The following is a 17,040-nucleotide window of genomic DNA, read 5'->3' on the forward strand; positions in this document are numbered from 1 at the left end:
GCGTCAGCCTGCGGGCCGCGTCCAGGTCTGGGGCCAGTGGTGAAAATCGTGACCCATCGCGATCCGGCCATCCGCAGCGAAGCAGAGCAGGGCAAATTCGGGCGGGTCCGGCCAGCCAAACCAGTCGCGCGAGACGATGAACCAATGTTCGTCGCCCTCGGGGCGATAGGCCACAACGGCGTCACCGAAGCGATGGATTGGCCGGAATTGCGCGTGGATGTCTCCAGGATAGCTTGCCGGGTCTTGCCAGGTGAGCGGCACTTTGCGCAGGCGGCGGAAGGTTATCAGCGCGTGCAGGTCATTGGCCAAAGTCTGGCCATACCCATCCTCCGAGGAGGCCGATCCAAGGACAACTTCGCGCAGGCCCTTACACCAGCGCGCCATCATCAGCTTAGCCGTTCGAGATCTTCCGCGCTCATTCCGCCGGGCACGATGAACAGCGGGCAGGGCAGACTACCTGATCTCGCGGTGAAATGCGTTACCAGCGGCCCCGGCGGGCCTTCCGCCGCCGCGCCCAGCACCAGGGCAGCGATTTCGGGATGCTCGGCCAGATATTCGGTGATCACGCCTTCCTCGTTCGTGCGCACCGCGATTTGCGGCATCTTGCCCATCTCGTCCATCAGCTCACCCGCCGCGCTTGAGGCCAGCACCTCGGCCCGGTCGCGCGCTTCTTCCTCGATCGTGGCCTGAACGCCGCCGAAGGCGTTGAAACCCTGCTTCGGCACAAGAGCAAGAATCTGCACAAGGCCGCCGGTCTTGGCCGCGCGCCGCGCCGCAAAGTGCAGCGATACCCGCGATTCCTCGGTTTCGTCGACAATAGCCAGATAGACGCGCATCGTAATCGTTCTCTCTTCCCCGGTGCGTGAATATCGAACCAAATCGGTGTTTACGCAAGATGCGATGCTGCAGACTGGCTCTCCCCCTTGCTTGGCGGGCGCAAATTGGCCAGAGGGGAGCAGCGACAAAATCCAGCAGGGAAACGCTCCAGACCATGCCGATTGCGATCAAGATGCCCGCCCTTTCGCCCACGATGGAAGAAGGGACGCTGGCCAAGTGGCTAGTGAAGGTGGGTGACAGTGTCTCCGCCGGTGACATCATGGCCGAAATCGAAACCGATAAGGCGACGATGGAATTCGAAGCCGTGGATGAAGGCGTGATCGCCCATATCCAGGTCGAGGAAGGCGCCGAGGGTGTGAAGGTCGGCACGATCATCGCTACGCTCGCGGAAGAGGGTGAGGACGCCGGTTCGGTTGAGCCGATGGGTGATGGCTCTGCCGCGCCTGCTCCCACGCCGGCCCCGGCTGCCGAAGAAACGCCCGCGCCATCGCCAGCTCCCGCCGCTGCACCGGCTCCGGCCTCTGCTTCTGCCCCGGCACCTTCGGGTGAGCGCATCATCGCGTCGCCGCTGGCCCGGCGCATTGCCGAACAGAAAGGCGTCGATCTGGCGGGCGTGAAGGGTTCCGGCCCCAACGGCCGCATCGTGAAGGCCGACGTCGAGAACGCGAAGCCCGGCGAAGCAGCGCCTCCGGCGGATTCCGCCCCGGCTGCCTCGCCCGGACCCACTCCGGCTCCGGCCGCCGCGCAGGACTTCGGCATCCCGCACGAGGTCGAGAAGCTGTCCAGCATGCGCAAGACGATTGCGCGCCGCCTCACCGAGAGCAAGCAGACCGTCCCGCACATCTATCTCACCGTCGATATTCAGCTCGACAAGCTGCTCAAGCTGCGCGGCGAGCTGAACAAGGCGCTCGAGCCGCAGGGCGTGAAGCTGTCGGTCAACGACATGCTGATCAAGGCGCTGGCCAAGTCGCTCGAAACGGTGCCGGTGTGCAACGTGCAGTTCGCGGGCGACAGCCTGCTGAAGTTCGAGCGCGCTGATATTTCGGTTGCGGTCTCGATCCCCAATGGCCTCATCACCCCGATCATCAAGGACGCGGGTGCCAAGGCCATGAGCAAGATCAGCACCGAGATGAAGGATCTTGCCACTCGCGCGAAGGAAGGCAAGCTCCAGCCCGAGGAATATCAGGGCGGCACCGCCAGCCTTTCGAACATGGGCATGTTCGGGATCAAGCAGTTCGAAGCGGTGATCAACCCGCCGCAGGCGATGATCATGGCCATCGGTGCGGGCGAGAAGCGCCCCTATATCGTTGACGATGCGCTGGGCGTCGCCACTGTAATGAGCGCCACCGGAAGCTTCGACCATCGCGCCATCGACGGTGCGGATGGCGCGCAGCTGATGAAGGTGTTCAAGGAACTGATCGAAAGCCCGCTGGGGCTGGTGGCCTGATGTGGTCCCCCTGGGCTGTGCGCGGCTTCTTGTCATCGCGTTGGGCGTAGCTGAAGTTGCAACGATCTTCGTGGTATTCGATCTGGTAATTCCGATGGCTATTCCAGAGGGCGGCTCAAGCACGTTGGGAATCGTAAAGGTGGCGACATTGGTTGCCGGGGTCTTGGTCGTACCGACAGCTGCCGTAGCTCACGCATACCTCGCCGAATCTGGCAAGTCTGTCGCAATTGCTGCAGCGGTCCTTGTTGCTCTGCCGGTGATTATTCTTATGCTGGGAGCCCTTCGATGACCGACGCTGAAATCCACGTGGGGCGGGATCCCGCCATCCGCGTCACCGCCATGCCGCGTGACACCAACGCCTATGGCGACATTTTCGGCGGCTGGCTGGTCTCGATCATGGACAACGCCGCCGGTCTCGCCGCGGCGCGCCATTCGAAGGGCCGTGCGGTTACCGTGGCGATGGACGGGATGCAGTTCCTCCAGCCGGTGAAGGTTGGCTGCGAGGTCTCGGTCTATACCGAGATTGAGAAGGTCGGCCGCAGCTCGATGGTGATCGCGGTCGAGGCCTGGCGGCGCGAGCGGCATTCGGAAGAGGCCTGCAAGGTGACGCAGGCGAAGTTTACTTTCGTGGCGGTGGACGACGAAGGGCGTCCGCGCCTTATCGCCAAGTGAACAAACCCCCGTTCGTCCTGAGCCTGTCGAAGGACTGCTTTGGTTTCGAGTGGGGCGTTGAAAAAACAGGGCAGGGCTTCGACAAGCTCAGCCCGAGCGGAAACTGAGAACTGGGAAAAGAGTTATGGCAGAGCAGTATGACGTTATCGTCCTCGGCAGCGGCCCTGGCGGCTATGTGGCCGCCATTCGCGCCTCGCAGCTGGGCCTGAAGACCGCCATTGTCGAGCGCGAACTGCTCGGCGGGATTTGCCTTAACTGGGGCTGTATCCCCACCAAGGCGCTGCTGCGCTCGGCGGAAATCCTGCACTATGCCCAGCACGCCAAGGACTATGGCCTGAAGATCGCCGGCGCTATCGAGGCCGATCTGGAAGCCGTGGTGAAGCGCAGCCGCGGCGTTGCCAAACAGCTCAATCAGGGCGTCACGCACCTGATGAAGAAGAACAAGATCACCGTCCACATGGGCGAGGGCACCCTGAAGAGCGCGACCTCCATCGAGGTGAAGGGCGAGAAGGGCACCGAGACGATCAGTGCCAAACATGTGATCGTCGCCACCGGGGCGCGGGCGCGCGAACTGCCCTTCGCCCCGGTCGATGGCAAGCGCGTGTGGACCTATCGCCACGCGATGACACCCAAGGAAATGCCGACGAAGCTGCTCGTCATGGGGTCGGGCGCCATTGGTGTCGAGTTCGCGAGCTTCTACAACGATATGGGCGTCGATGTCACCGTCGTCGAGATGCTCGACCGGATCATGCCGGTGGAGGACAAGGACGTCTCCACATTCATGACCAAGGCGCTCACCAAGCAGGGCATGACGATCCTCACCGAGGCGGCTGTGCAAGAAGTGAAGGCCTCCGATAAAGAGGTGAAGGTCACGATCAAGGACAAGGCCGGCAAAGTCACCACCGAGACCTACAGCCATGTGATCTCGGCGGTCGGCATCGTGCCCAACACCGAGAATATCGGCGTGGAGAAATATGCCGAGCTTGATCGCGGCTTCATCCAGATCGACGATCTCGGCCGCACCAAGGCAAAGGGCCTGTGGGCGATTGGCGACTGCACCCCTGGCCCGTGGCTGGCGCACAAGGCGAGCCACGAAGGCGTGACCGCTGCCGAAGCCATCGCGCAGGAGCTGGGCAACAAGGATGTCCACCCGCACGGGCTCGATCGCAACAACATCCCGGGCTGCACTTACTGCCACCCGCAGGTGGCGTCGGTTGGCATGACCGAGGCCAAGGCCAAGGAAGCGGGCTACAAGGTGAAGGTCGGCAATTTCCCCTTCATCGGCAACGGCAAGGCGATTGCGCTGGGCGAGCCGGAGGGGGTCGTGAAGACCGTGTTCGATGCTGCCACTGGCGAGCTGCTGGGTGCGCACATGGTAGGCGCCGAAGTGACCGAGATGATCCAGGGCTATGTTATCGGCAAGACGCTTGAGACTACCGAGGCCGAGCTGATGCAGGCGGTGTTCCCGCACCCGACGATTTCCGAATCGATGCACGAAAGCGTGCTCGCGGCTTATGGGCGGGTGATCCACGTGTGATCGGGAGAGGCTCCACGCACCCAAGCAGTAGAAGGCGTTGGCGGACAGGGTGTCCCCCAAACTACATGCCGGATGTGTTCGGATTTATCCCTTCAATCCGCACAATACCTGATGTTTTTGGCCAAAATGGTAGATTGGCCGTCCGCATGTGTCCCGTTGCGTTCCCATAAAACCGCGCTATTATCGGGGAGCGGTTATGGGAACGACTGCTATTTCCGCCAAACTGGCAGGGCGCTGGCAGGTTCGATTCCCTGACAGGGAGCCGAAATGCCAAGGAAGCTGCACAACGCGCTAACCCCTCTTACGGTGAAGAACGCAAAGCCGGGACGCCATGCTGATGGCGGTGGGCTGCATTTGCTGGTGAAGCCGACCGGCGCGCGCTCATGGGTCTATCGCTTCATGCTAAATGGCAAGTCGCGGGACGTTGGAATAGGCGCGGCTGGACAAGGTGGCATGTCGCTTGCCGATGCGCGCAACGAAGCGGCAGCGCTGCGCCTCAGGGTCAAGGCGGGCATTGATCCGCTGGAGGAAAGGGACAGGGAGGCTGCTCAGGCGCTTGCGGCGGCTCAGGCTGCCAAGGTGGCCAGAACCACATTCAAGGACGCTGCTACCGCCTATATCGCGGCAAATGAGGATAGCTGGCGGAACCCCAAGCATCGCCAGCAATGGCGGAACACGCTCGACACCTATGTTTATCCAGTGATCGGTGATTTGCCGGTTGCCGAGGTCGAAACCACGCATGTGCTCAAAATCCTTGAGCCAATCTGGAAAGGGAAAGCCGAGACTGCCAGCCGCATTCGGGGGCGAATTGAAACCGTGCTCGATAGTGCCAAGGCGCGCGGCTATCGGCAAGGTGAAAACCCGGCGCGCTGGCGCGGGCACCTCGCGCAAATCCTGCCCGCTCGCACCCGGCTTTCGCGGGGCCATCACAAGGCAATTGCCTATGAGCAAATCCCGGCATTTGTCCGCGCGCTGCACAAGCGGGAGGCCGTGGCGGCGCTTGCGCTGGAATATACGATCCTCACCGCTGCCCGCTCTGGCGAATTGATTGGCGCAATTTGGGCAGAGGTCGATCTGCAAAAGGCAATCTGGACGATCCCAGCTGAGCGCATGAAGGCCGCGAAAGAGCATCGCGTGCCGCTGTCCCCGCGCGCTGTTGCCATTCTCGAAAGCCTCCAGCCGCTTGGCAGCCACTATCTGTTCCCCGGTGCGAAAGGCGGCAAGCTGTCCGGCATGGCCATGGGAATGCTCATGCGCCGCATGAAGGTTGACGCGACCGTGCACGGCTTCCGTTCGGGCTTCCGCGATTGGGCCGCCGAATGCACCGGCTATGCACATGAGGTTGCCGAAATGGCGCTGGCCCACGCAATCGAAAACAAGGTTGAGCGGGCCTATCGGCGCGGCGATCTTTTCGACAAGCGGCGGCAGCTCATGGACGATTGGGCGGCCTATTGCGCCAGTGACGGCGCGGCTGGTGCTAGGGTGACGCCAATGAGGCGAGCAAGCAATTCCTGAGGGACTGAAAAATGCGGAACGTCAATCATACTCGCCCCCAGCTCCGTCTCATGGACAACATGAGAAGAGAGTTGGGCAAGATTCCAGACAATCCGGCAAAACCTAAAGTCGACGAAACTTGGCCCCCATACTTGCGTCCGGTCGTTTTGCGTAAGGATGCGCACCTTGCACTCTCCAAACTGTTCCAAGCCATCGATGCGTGGTCAGATAGCGAGGGGCCTATTTCGTTCTCAGACTTTCCCGAGCAATTGAGAAATGCTGTACGCGCGTTCGCGGATGTTCGCGTCCATCACGATTATGACAACCAATATCGTGGCAGGAACTGGGTGGCCGATCTGAGGAGGTCGGAAAATGACCAAGCGCGGGCATGGGGCGAATTTCTGGCATCTTTCGTGACCACTGAAAGTGGTCAATCATAGCCAGAGTTTCACCGGGCACACCGGCCACGTCGTGCTTGACCGTGGCGCGGGCTGCCCAATCAGCGATCCCGGCGAAAATGAGGATGGTTTCTGAGTGCGGCTGGCAAGCTGCCGCTTGAGGCCATAGAATGCGGGCGAGGATAGGCAGGCCAGCCGATAAGCGCGCATCCCACGTGCTTCCCCGCCTCACCTTGGGAGCCGCTAGGGAGGCGGTATGGCGCGAAAAGACGAGCGGGGTGTAATGATCCCTGCTCCCGTTCAATTCAATAATCCGGCGTCTGCGAGCCTGCCGCGCTATGATGACGAGCATCGCGGTCCAGCCGTCACCGATTCCTATGAGCTATCGCATTGCAGGATCGATCTTGCGGAGCGTTCGGAAGGTTGGCCTACTCCCGCAAATCTGCCTTCCCGGATGGTAGATTTTGCACAATCCGTTCCAGAGGATCAGCGGGCGAACTGGCTCAGGCGGCAAGCCAATATCGAGGAAGCGGAGAGGCACATTGCCAACGCCATGCAATCCGGGGAACTGCCAATATGGGTTGCTCCAATTGGGGAACCGGAACGTTTGGTAGCTCCCGGCGCGTTTGTTGAAGTTGACCACGCGACGGTTGTTTCCGGCGTCTATCGTCCCCGGAATGATCGCGGCTGGCTCTATGGCAGACCGCTTTTTGTGAAGCGTGACGACTGGGCAATATTCGCCGCGCGGATTGATGCCGCGAAGAAGCCCATGCGGAAATACGGTAAATCGCAGTCGCGCTCCCATGACGGCGACGAAAGGCAATGGCTGCGAATATCGAAGGCCGTTTGTATCTTGCAGCGTATCCTGAGAACGCGGCTGGCAGGGCAGGAACCGGCCCCGTGGATTGATCCGCCAGCCGACCCGTTCGATGCTGAGTGCGAGAACGCAACGCATCGGCATAGGCGCACTGCCCGCACGTCTCTTACCATGCGCCGGGCCTTGCTGGCGGGCGATTTAACGGCACATCTGGTAAAAGATGGCCGCTCTCATCCGCTTCCAGGCTGGGCTTGGGAAAATGCGAGTGCGGCAGAGAACGCCTTTTATTTCGATCGGCTTCCGCTCGATCCGCTGCTGGATCACAACTTGGGGGAATTTAGCGATTGGCGCTGCTTTGTCTCACATAACGAGTTGAAGAAATGGCTTGCCCGACCTGAAATTGCAGAAATTGGCGATCTGCCGACGCTTCCCGAACCTTTCGACCACAAGGTGCAGCCCGTTCAGCTTTCATATCGGGAACCGCCAAACAGGCCGTATGTCGAGCTCACTCAAGCGGTGACGTGGATAGCATTTGCCATCTCATTAAGCCGCGATGAGTTTGATTGTATTGAGTCATTCGGATTCGGCCCAGCTGCGAAGGGACATTGGCAAGAGGCTCTGGGCGACGCGATGACCAGACTGGCCGCTATCGCAAGCGACGGTACAATTGGCTTCCGTGGCAGGTATCTGACGAACGTAGCAATAGACCAAAATACGGTCCTGACCGAACTAATTGACCCGGTGCGACTAGAGGATTTTGCGCAGTTCGACAATGTAAGAGATGGATTACGCTACGGGGCAGGCCTGACTTGGAGCCGGGAAAACAATACGATTGAGAGGGCCTTACAGGGACGTCGGGATGCCTTTGTCTCGGTTCGAGTAAACCGCGCCGAACTGCTCACTGCATTTCCGCCGAAAACGGCCAGCCTCACAACCAAAGGCATTGCCACCGACGCACCTGAGACTCCAGCTCATCAAGTAGGAGTCGCTTGCGAATTGAGTGTGTCGAGCAAGTTAAATGAGGCTGCCCCAAAGTTGAGGAAGGGAAGGGCAAAGGGAACAGGCTATCAGCAAGCCGACGCACCGCTGCTGGAAAAGATGAGGGAGGCGATTGCGAAGAATCCTGCACTTAACGCAACCTCCGCTGCAAAGTTAGTTGCGAACGAAGCTGTAGGAGCGAGTTTTGAGGCGAAGGTTGACCGCCTCTCTCGCGCGTTTCGTGCCGGGAGAAATAGGAGATAATTCGGCTCCCGCTTTATCCCAATTCTTCACGATTCAAGGCCGGACCGAACCGGCCTAATTGGTTGCCCCACGAACGCTGGCACCCCGCCAGTGGTATGGGGAGCATTCCGAATGCACACCGAAAACAACGATCCAATAAAGATCGCCTATTCCATCAAGGAAGCCTGCAAGGCGTCCAGCTTGGGGCGAACGACGATCTATTCTCACATTTCCAGTGGACGCCTGCGCGCTGTCCGCATCGCTGGCCGCACGGTTATCCCGGCAGAAAGCCTCCACGCGCTATTGTCCGGGGAGGCATGAGCCATGTCTCAAAGGCAAAACCCGACCGCCAAGGGCGACCGGGTTCTGTGGAATAGCTTGGTCGGCGCTTCCACGGAATCCCTTACCCTTTCGGCCTACCGTGCTCAATATCTGATTGGCAACTACAGTCTTCGCCCGGAAACGGCAGACATGCTCGCAATCCTAGCTTTTGGGGGTGTGGCGATGGCTGATCGCTATCCAGAAATTCCTGGCGCGAAAGGAATGGACGGAACGAGCCAGAACTCTGCCCAGTGCATCGCCCCTACCGTCTCGCACCTTCGCCGCCTTGCCATGCGTTCGCTGGCACGGCTGGGGGAGGCAACCCCATTGGAGGCCGTGGCAATATCCGGCGTAACGCGGGAATCGCTCCAGCCGCGCTTTTCGGAACTTCGGGCCATGGGCCTTGTGGAACCGACCGGCGCACGGCGGCGCAACCCCAGCGGCAAGAGCGCATCCGTGCTCAGGCTCACCGACAAAGGGAGGGCCGCGCTGTGATCGTCGATATTGAAGCGATAGCGCGCCACTATGGCGGCAAGATCTGCAAGGGCAATGCGCTGATCCCGACACCGGGCCATTCGCGGCGCGACCGGGGGACGGCAATCAAGGTCAGCGCGCACGCTCCCGATGGGTGCCTTGTCGCGTGCTACAATGGCACTCAAGCTGATGCGCTGGCAGTCAAGGAAATGCTGCGCGCGGACGGGTTTCTTGCGCATTCCGCGCACGCGCGCGCGTTATCTATGCAGGAACGGCGCTCCATCCAGCAGGCCGATCTTGCCCGCAAGCGCGAGCGGCTGGAGGCTGAGCAAGTGGCGGCACGGTGCGCGGCGGACCTATGGGCCAATGCCAGCCGCGCCGATCCTGCGCACCCCTACCTTGTCGCCAAGGCGCTGGAGCCGTTCGGCATCCGGCAGGCCGGGCGCGATTTGCTGGTGCCGATGTTCAATCCCGGCTTTCGTCTGTGGAACGTGCAGCGCATCCGGCCCGATGGTCTCAAGCTGTTCGGCAAGGATGCTCGCACGGCTGGCCTGTTCTGGCCCCATGGCGTGCACATGCAGGACGGGAGGCCATCGGCTGGTCCACTGGTGATCGGGGAAGGCTTCGCCACAATGGCCGCTGTCCATTCGGCAACCGGCTTTGGAGTTGTCGCTGCCATGTCCGCGCGCAATCTCGAAACCGTGGCGCGGGCCATGCGCAAGTTATTCCCGGCACGCAAACTTGTGATCGCGGCGGACGATGACCGTCACCTAGCGGAGAATATCGGGCTGGGCGTCGCCAGAAAGGCCGCTCAGGCCGTTGGCGGGGTTGTCGCCACACCAAGGCCAGAGACGTGCCCAGCGGACTCCAGCGCCGATTTTGCGGACATTCCGCGCGACGATGTTGCCGGGCGTATCGAAGCGGCGCGGCTGGGGGAGTGACGATGGCAGCAACCGCACCTCAGCCCATGGACTATGCCGCAATCCATCCAGACGACGCGGCGGCGCGCATCAATGGGCATTCCGCCTTGCGCGCCACGCCTTACCGCTGGCCCGATCCCGCTTCGCTGCCACGGCGGCAATGGCTGCTTGGCCATTGGCTGCTTCGCGGCGAAGTGACCGCGATCATTGCACCGGGTGGCACCGGCAAGAGCACGATAGGCAACACGATTGCGCTTTGCCTCGCCAGCGGACAGCCGCTCTTGGGCAAGCCCCTGCATCGCGGGCCGCAAGCGGTGTGGATTTTCAACCTTGAAGACGGGACCGACGAACTGGAGCGGCAATTGTCCGCTGCTTGCGCCTATCATGGCATAGGCCCCGACGATTGCGGGGACCGGCTCCACCTCGATAGTGGGCTAGTCCAGCCGCTTTGCACGGCAAGCGAGGACCGGGACGGGTTTGCGCTGGCAGAGGACGTGTTTGCCCAGCTCGCCGCCACGATCCGCGAACGGCGGATTGCAACGGTGATCGTCGATCCTTTCGTTTCCAGCCATGCCGTGCGCGAAAGCTCGAATGAAGCAATCGACGCCATTGCCAAGCGGTGGAAGCGGCTGGCCCAGGAAGCCGGCTGCGCGGTCGTGCTGGTGCACCATACCCGCAAGCTAGGCGGGCGCGAGGTGACGGCAGAGGACGGGCGAGGAGCGGTGGCCTTGCGCGATGCTGCCCGCGTCGTGCTCCCGCTCAATCCCATCGGCGACAAGGATGCCGAGGAACTTGGGATTGCGGACCCGGCGTTGCGCCGCTCGCTGGTGCGCATCGACACCGGCAAGGCTAACCGTGCGCCTCCAGATTCCGCCACATGGATCAAGCTGGTAAGCCAGAGCCTTGACAATGGCGATGGGCTGGAGCCGTCCGATTTTGTCGGTGTGGCAACGCTCTGGGAAAAGCCGGACGTGTTCCACGGGCTGACAACGTGGCACCTCTACACCGTCCAGCAACGCCTTGCGGCTGGTGACTGGCGCGAGAGCGTGCAGGCCAAGGATTGGGTTGGCCATCTTGTCGCCAACATAGCGGGCTTGTCTGTTGAAACGGACAAGGGCCGCATCAAAGCTATCATTCGGACGTGGCGCAAAAATGGTGCGCTGGAGGTTGAAACCCGGCCCGACAAGAACGGGGACGAGCGACCATTCGTGATCGTCGGCAAGGCAGTTGACCCCAGCGAGATTGGCCCACGTCCACACCTTGAAAGGTGCGGTGCGGAAAGTGCGGAAAGTGCGGGTGCTGACCCGCTTTGAATCCCATCCGCACTACCCGCACCCTCTATTTATAGAGGTGCGGGTGCGGGTGCGGGTGAAGGCTGGCGAGGATCAATTTTGAAGGTACGGGAATTATGACTGACACGAACAAGTCGAAGCGCAAGCAACCGGCGCGCAAGGGCAAGGCTGGTGCCCAGCCGCGAGAGCGGACTGTGACGATCCCAATTCCCGACACAGAAAACGAGGAAGAGGCTAATCGCATATTGGCGAAAGAGGTTCCCGGCTGGGACAAACTCGACAAGGGCGAGCGAGCGGAACTGACGCGGTTGGCCTGCGACTTTCGAAAGCGAAGCTCACCGCCGAAGGTCAAAATGACCCGCAAACCCGATGGCGGCTGGAGTATAGAGCCGACCGGAAAAAGCGAAGCGTTGGCGCTGCTCAAGCTGCACGATGCTTTTTCGGCCAATTCGATTGACCCCGTGAATGCGCGAGCAGCCGAACTGCTCAAATATCTCGGCTCAGTCGGGGCAGACAATGAAGGGCGCTACAATGCGGCGCTGTCATTCATCGAGAGCATGAAGCCGCACGATCAGGCCGAGGCGCTGTTGCTGGTGCAGATGTATTGCACCCATGACGCAGCAATCCGGGCATTGAGCATGATGGGTAGCGCGGACTGGGTGCCGCAGGTGCAGACGTTCGGGAACCTCGCCGCGAAGCTGTTGGGCACTTCTCAGCGGCAAATGGAAACGCTGGCCCGGATGCGCCGGGGCGGAGAACAGGTGGTGAAGCATATCCACGTCGATAACCGGGGCGGGCAGGCCGTAATTGCCGAGAACGTCAATCAGGGGGGGCAAAAACCGAAGAATGAGGATCAATGCCATGCAACCGGAAATTCTGGCAGCGGCCCCGCGTTGCTTGGCCATGACGCGCAGGGGAACGGCGTGCCAATCCCCAGCCGTGAAAGGGCGGAAACGGTGCCGTATGCACGGCGGGACGAACCCCGGCGCGCCTAAGGGCAATCAAAATGCCCGCAAGCATGGCGGCTATTCGGCCAAAACGCTGGAAGCGGTGCGATATGTGAAGGCGATTGCGCGGATTGTGCGAGAAACTGAATAGTTACCTCACTACGCAATCGCCGATCATGAGCCTGCCCCTCGCTTGCTCGCTTTGACCGAGTAGTGTGCTTATTTCGCCAGAACCAAGGCTCATGCCTGTGGACATCACCATTTGCCATTCCGGCCAAATCTCGCCAGTCTTAGCAAAAGAAAATGTAGTGAAATTTACATTTCCATCGGGAGCATGACTGCCATCATAAACGGCAGCGATCATGAAACGGTCTTTTTCGCCAACGCTAATGTACCCGCCTGATTCGTCCAGCCCATAGGAATCAATTCGGAAGCCGTCTGCCCTATATGCCTTTGCAAAGGTCTCGCCAGCTGGAACAATATCAATCTGGCCATCGTCCGAAACGACAAAATCGAACACTGAACCACCGTAACCGTCTCGATTGACGCCCCCGAGGGAGCCTCCACCAGTGCCTGCGCTAACACCTTTTATGTTCCAGCATTTGGCTAAGAGACGACCGCTCGAATTGCTATCAATCATTGGCATTGATGGCGCGCTATCTCCTCGGCCAACCCAAACCGCTGGCTGAAACAATCCGGCGTATATGCTTGTCGGAATCACGATCGCCGCGGCTCCGAGCACTGCGGCAATATTGAATTTCGAAGCTCCCACGTGCTCTACCAGCACAGGAGCGGGACCGAACCTATTTTCACCTTTCTCGCCACGCCACATGGCTATCAGTAGCGGCATCGCGAAGACCAAAGGGACAATTATGCCGAGTATTGAGTATGCGTCTGCACTCTCGTCTTGGAGGTATCGGTAATTAGTATAAATTTCAGCAGCCTCAATGACTAGGCAAGGCAGCGCCAAAACGAACAAAACTGCCCAAAAGCCGCGTAGACCAATGTCATGCAGGCGTTTTATATATGCACTAGCTAAACCCAGAGCACATACGGCTAGAAATACAAGAGAGAGGGCAAGGTATGCGTCTTTCAGCGTCTTGGATGATGTGCTGAGAAACGAGCTCAAGGGAGCAGACACAATCCAAACTGAGCCGACAATTATAGCGACCCGGATTACAAAGCTTGTTCGAGCAATTCGGCCACCAAAAAGAGAATGATACGTTTTAGCGCCTGCGTTCTTTGCCGTTGCCAACTCGAATTGCACGCTAGCCCCCGTGAATTATCTAGGAAGCCACCTTAAGGTGTGATGTTGCGACTTTCCAGCCGCTCGCGTTCGCCTCAAGCGCCGGGTCTATCGGGGAGCGGTTATGGGAAGCGGCGCGTTCTCTTGGAAAAATACCAATTAAATCAATGCAAAATGGCGGACAGGGTGGGATTCGAACCCACGGAGGACTTGCATCCTCGCCGGTTTTCAAGACCGGTGCATTCAACCGCTCTGCCACCTGTCCGTGGAGCCGGTCGAGGCGCGCTAGCGGCAATTCAGGCAATTGTCATCAGGCCTGTTGAAAATGCCTGGAGGAGGCGGTCTGGACAAGGTCAACTTGTTGGTGACAGAGGTTTGCCCATTGGTTATCCATTGGCGTGAAGGGCCAAGTCGCCCCACGAGGATTCAGCGCATCAAAATGCGCAAAGAGAGGAAGATACCAATCATGGTTCGCAAGATATCTGGATTCCTTTTCGCCGGCGCGGCCATGGCCGTGGCTACACCCGCTGCTGCACAGGGCGGTTGCGACCGCGCCATGCTACAGGGCATTGCCGATGACTGGGTCGAGGGGATCGAGCAGGGCACGATGATGACGATGAAGCTCGGCGAATGGGTTGATTACAGTGAGAACGGCAAGCGCTCTTCGCTGGGCAGCTTCCTCTATCCCGAGCGCGCGGTGGACTGGCACATGGCCTTGCTCGATACCACCCAGTGCAAAGTTTATGTCGAAAGCGTGATGCTCGATGAGGAACGCCCAATCGTTGCGGCGACACAGATCAGCAATGGTTTCTTCGGCGTCGGTCCGTTCGACAACATCGTAACCGACGAGGGTGACTGGCTGTTCGATGCCAAGGCGACTTACGAATATGCCCGCCGCGAAGACTGGAGCGAAATCCCCGAGGCAGAGCGGAACACGCGCGAAGAGCTGATCGCTGCTGCCGATGCCTATCTCGACCTGTTCAACGACCCCGCCGTTGAGGTTCCATGGGGCACTCCCTGCGCGCGGCTCGAAGGCGGCGTCTACTCCGGGCGCGGCGAACCGACCGACACCTGCAACGTGGGCGTGCCTTCCGGCGTGGAGCTGATCAATCGCCGCTATATCGTCGACGAGGCAAAGGGCGCGGTGAACGTTTTCCTCGATTTCGGTGGCGAAGACGGCATGCCCGATAGCCACACCTTCCGCATCGAGGATGGCAAGATTCGCTATGTTCACACAGTAACCTACTGTGAGGAAGACAACTGCGGCTTCAAACCCTTCGCAGAGATGCTGGCCGAAAATCCGGACATGCAGCCGCCTTACGCGGACTGACCGGAGTTTGCGACGAACCGGGCGGCTGAGGGCAATTACCCGTTTGCCCAGCCTGCCCGGCAGCCTAAGATCGTGGTCATGACAATCAGATTGCTTGCTTCGGCCGCCGTTTTTTCGCTTTTCGCCTCGCTCGGAAGTGCCGCTTCCGCCCAGCAGGAAAGCTTTGGCGCTTATCTCGAAAGCGTGGGCCAGAAGGCGCGCGCGGAAGGCGTGCGCGATGCCACGATTTCCAATGTGTTTGCAGGATTGACGCCGAACGAACGGGTCATGGCGCTTGACCGCGACAACCTTTCGTCGAGTGGCAGCACCACCAGCACCGGCTTTCCCTCGATGGCGAACTATATCGCTCGCCACAATTCGCAGGCGCGCATCGACGGCGGGCGCTCGGCCTATCGTTCGCTTGGTTCGCTGGCCACCGAGGTGGAGCGCGAATATGGCGTTCCCGCACAATATCTTGTCGCGATCTGGGGCCATGAGACGGCCTATGGCGCGGTGAAGGGCTCGTTCGATCTGCCGCGTTCATTGGCGACGCTGGCTTGGGAAGGCCGCCGCCGTGAGCTGTTCGAGCGCGAGCTGATCGACGTGCTCAAGATTGCTGATAGCGGCATTGCGCGCGCCAGTCTTGTCGGAAGCTGGGCCGGGGCCTTTGGTAACCCGCAATTCCTGCCCAGCGTCTATCTTCGTCTTGCGCGTGACGGCGATGGCGACGGCGTGCGCGATATCTGGAACTCGCGCGCCGATACGCTCCATTCTATCGCCAACTATTTTCGCGATGCCGGATGGCGCCCGGGGCAGCCTTGGGCGGTACGTGCCTATGTCCCCAATACGGCAGATCGCAGCGGGATCGAAAGCGACACCGTTGCGCCCGTCTGTCCACGCGTTCACGGACGCCACAGCCGATGGCTGACCGTCCGCGAATGGAAGGAGCGCGGCATCACCCCGATGGCGCCGATTGGCGATGATGTGCTCACCGCGCTGTTCGAACCAGACGGGCCGGCCGAGCCGGGATATCTCTTAACGCAGAATTATAGGGTTATCCTCGAATATAACTGCTCGAATTACTACGCAATGAGTGTGGGGTTGCTTGCAGATGAGATTATCCGATGACAGGCGCACCCGCCTGCTGGTGGGGCTGACTGCCGCTACTGGGCTGGCCATGTTGACGGGGTGCTCTGCCATATCCGGCGGCGCAGGCCCGGTGGTGGCGAGTGCCAATACCTCGACCAACGGACCGCAGGCCGACTATCCTGTGCTGGTGGGCGAACCCTATACCATCGACGGAACCACCTTCACGCCCAACGATGTGCTGAACTACGACGAGGTCGGCTACCTCGCCGCCCAGACTGACGCGCAAGGGATAACCGCTGCGCACCACACGCTGCCGGTGCCGAGCTACATCGAAGTTACCTCGCTTGAGACGGGCCGTACAATCCTCGCCCGGGTCGAACAGCGCGGACCGATGGACTCGACCAAGCTGTTGGCCCTTTCGCCCGCCGCCATGGCCCAGCTCGGCTCCAGCGCGGATACACCGGTGCGCGTGCGCCGGGTCAATCCGCCCGAGGAGCAGCGCGCGGCGCTGCGCGCTGGGGCTGAGGCGCCGCTACGGATGGATACCCCAATGTCGCTGGTCGCCGTGCTCAAGCGGCAATTGCCCGCAGTTCCCACGAGCGTCGAGACAGCGCCGGAAATGGTCGCGGAGGAGCCGCTGCCCCTCGGACCTGAACCGCAAGCTGTCGCGCCCGAATCCGAGCACGAGCCGGCACCGGAGTACGTCAACACCGCCATCGTGCAGGCGGAACCCGAAACACCCGCCACTGCCCCGGCTGTGCCGCTGACCGACGGGTTCGTCGTCCAGGCGGCGTCGTTCTCCAATCAGGACAATGCGGAACGCGCGGCGCGCGTACTTGATGGTATGGTCTCGCAATCGGACCGTTACTATCGCGTGCGAACCGGTCCCTTCGCCAGCCGTGCAGAAGCCGAGGCCTCGCTCGCCAAGGTGCGGGCTGCGGGCTATAGCGACGCACGAATCTTCACCAACGACTGAGCGGCGACCGCCATGCGTCCGCCGCAGTGCAATGCGGAGTGGG

18 protein-coding genes and 1 tRNA gene are annotated in these 17,040 nt (G+C 60.6%); 15 read left to right on the forward strand and 4 right to left on the reverse strand.

The window, feature by feature from the left end:
• Positions 1-3: 3 nt before the first annotated feature.
• A complete protein-coding gene (locus ABDJ38_RS08400) occupies positions 4-387 on the reverse strand; it encodes a hypothetical protein (protein WP_346784639.1) in 384 nt (127 codons plus the stop codon).
• The gene (locus tag ABDJ38_RS08405; protein WP_346784640.1) at positions 387-836 is read right to left on the reverse strand and encodes a universal stress protein; all 450 of its coding nucleotides are present in this window, start codon (positions 834-836) and stop codon (positions 387-389) included. The genes ABDJ38_RS08400 and ABDJ38_RS08405 overlap by 1 nt, the downstream gene beginning before the upstream one ends.
• Positions 837-991: 155 nt before the next feature.
• On the opposite strand from ABDJ38_RS08405, the gene ABDJ38_RS08410 reads away from it, so the two are divergent.
• From ABDJ38_RS08410 to ABDJ38_RS16950, 12 genes are all read left to right on the forward strand, one after another.
• Complete coding sequence (locus ABDJ38_RS08410) at positions 992-2,284, forward strand: pyruvate dehydrogenase complex dihydrolipoamide acetyltransferase (protein WP_346784641.1); 1,293 nt, start codon at positions 992-994, stop codon at positions 2,282-2,284.
• 285 nt (positions 2,285-2,569) lie between these two features.
• Complete coding sequence (locus ABDJ38_RS08415) at positions 2,570-2,956, forward strand: acyl-CoA thioesterase (protein WP_346784642.1); 387 nt, start codon at positions 2,570-2,572, stop codon at positions 2,954-2,956.
• A 124-nt stretch (positions 2,957-3,080) separates the two neighbouring features.
• On the forward strand, positions 3,081-4,493 hold the full coding sequence (gene lpdA / locus ABDJ38_RS08420) for a dihydrolipoyl dehydrogenase (RefSeq protein ID WP_346784643.1): 1,413 nt from the start codon (positions 3,081-3,083) through the stop codon (positions 4,491-4,493).
• 267 nt (positions 4,494-4,760) lie between these two features.
• Positions 4,761-6,008 carry a tyrosine-type recombinase/integrase gene (locus ABDJ38_RS08425; RefSeq protein WP_346784644.1) on the forward strand — a complete coding sequence of 416 codons (1,248 nt, stop codon included), beginning with the start codon at positions 4,761-4,763 and terminating at the stop codon, positions 6,006-6,008.
• Between the two features lie 11 nt (positions 6,009-6,019).
• A complete protein-coding gene (locus ABDJ38_RS08430; RefSeq protein ID WP_346784645.1) occupies positions 6,020-6,427 on the forward strand; it encodes a hypothetical protein in 408 nt (135 codons plus the stop codon).
• Between the two features lie 214 nt (positions 6,428-6,641).
• Positions 6,642-8,444: a hypothetical protein gene (locus tag ABDJ38_RS08435; RefSeq protein ID WP_346784646.1), complete on the forward strand. Its 1,803-nt coding sequence runs from the start codon at positions 6,642-6,644 to the stop codon at positions 8,442-8,444.
• 111 nt (positions 8,445-8,555) lie between these two features.
• Positions 8,556-8,744: a helix-turn-helix domain-containing protein gene (locus tag ABDJ38_RS08440; protein ID WP_346784647.1), complete on the forward strand. Its 189-nt coding sequence runs from the start codon at positions 8,556-8,558 to the stop codon at positions 8,742-8,744.
• 183 nt (positions 8,745-8,927) lie between these two features.
• On the forward strand, positions 8,928-9,239 hold the full coding sequence (locus ABDJ38_RS08445) for a MarR family winged helix-turn-helix transcriptional regulator (protein ID WP_346784648.1): 312 nt from the start codon (positions 8,928-8,930) through the stop codon (positions 9,237-9,239).
• Positions 9,236-10,159 (forward strand): toprim domain-containing protein, encoded by a 924-nt coding sequence (locus ABDJ38_RS08450; RefSeq protein WP_346784649.1) that lies wholly within the window; start codon positions 9,236-9,238, stop codon positions 10,157-10,159. Before ABDJ38_RS08445 ends, ABDJ38_RS08450 begins: the two co-directional genes overlap by 4 nt.
• Positions 10,160-10,161: 2 nt before the next feature.
• Positions 10,162-11,451: an AAA family ATPase gene (locus ABDJ38_RS08455; protein WP_346784650.1), complete on the forward strand. Its 1,290-nt coding sequence runs from the start codon at positions 10,162-10,164 to the stop codon at positions 11,449-11,451.
• Between the two features lie 173 nt (positions 11,452-11,624).
• Positions 11,625-12,425 carry a hypothetical protein gene (locus tag ABDJ38_RS08460; RefSeq protein ID WP_346784651.1) on the forward strand — a complete coding sequence of 267 codons (801 nt, stop codon included), beginning with the start codon at positions 11,625-11,627 and terminating at the stop codon, positions 12,423-12,425.
• The gene (locus tag ABDJ38_RS16950) at positions 12,334-12,528 is read left to right on the forward strand and encodes an HGGxSTG domain-containing protein (RefSeq protein WP_429771100.1); all 195 of its coding nucleotides are present in this window, start codon (positions 12,334-12,336) and stop codon (positions 12,526-12,528) included. Before ABDJ38_RS08460 ends, ABDJ38_RS16950 begins: the two co-directional genes overlap by 92 nt.
• On the opposite strand, the gene ABDJ38_RS08465 is transcribed toward ABDJ38_RS16950, so the two are convergent.
• Positions 12,529-13,644: a DUF805 domain-containing protein gene (locus ABDJ38_RS08465; protein WP_346784652.1), complete on the reverse strand. Its 1,116-nt coding sequence runs from the start codon at positions 13,642-13,644 to the stop codon at positions 12,529-12,531.
• Positions 13,645-13,798: 154 nt separating this feature from the next.
• A tRNA-Ser gene (locus ABDJ38_RS08470) sits at positions 13,799-13,888 on the reverse strand.
• 201 nt (positions 13,889-14,089) lie between these two features.
• Here ABDJ38_RS08470 and ABDJ38_RS08475 point away from each other — a divergent pair.
• From ABDJ38_RS08475 to ABDJ38_RS08485, 3 genes are all read left to right on the forward strand, one after another.
• Positions 14,090-14,953, forward strand: coding sequence for a DUF8021 domain-containing protein (locus ABDJ38_RS08475; RefSeq protein WP_346784653.1), 864 nt, complete (start codon positions 14,090-14,092; stop codon positions 14,951-14,953).
• A 78-nt stretch (positions 14,954-15,031) separates the two neighbouring features.
• Positions 15,032-16,060, forward strand: a complete 1,029-nt coding sequence (locus ABDJ38_RS08480; protein WP_346784654.1) for a lytic murein transglycosylase — start codon at positions 15,032-15,034, stop codon at positions 16,058-16,060.
• Entirely contained in the window at positions 16,044-16,997 is a 954-nt protein-coding gene (locus ABDJ38_RS08485; RefSeq protein ID WP_346784655.1) for an SPOR domain-containing protein, read from the forward strand. The genes ABDJ38_RS08480 and ABDJ38_RS08485 overlap by 17 nt, the downstream gene beginning before the upstream one ends.
• Positions 16,998-17,040 lie beyond the last annotated feature (43 nt).

It is taken from the genome of Aurantiacibacter flavus (genome assembly GCF_039710615.1).
GTDB lineage: Bacteria > Pseudomonadota > Alphaproteobacteria > Sphingomonadales > Sphingomonadaceae > Alteraurantiacibacter > Alteraurantiacibacter flavus.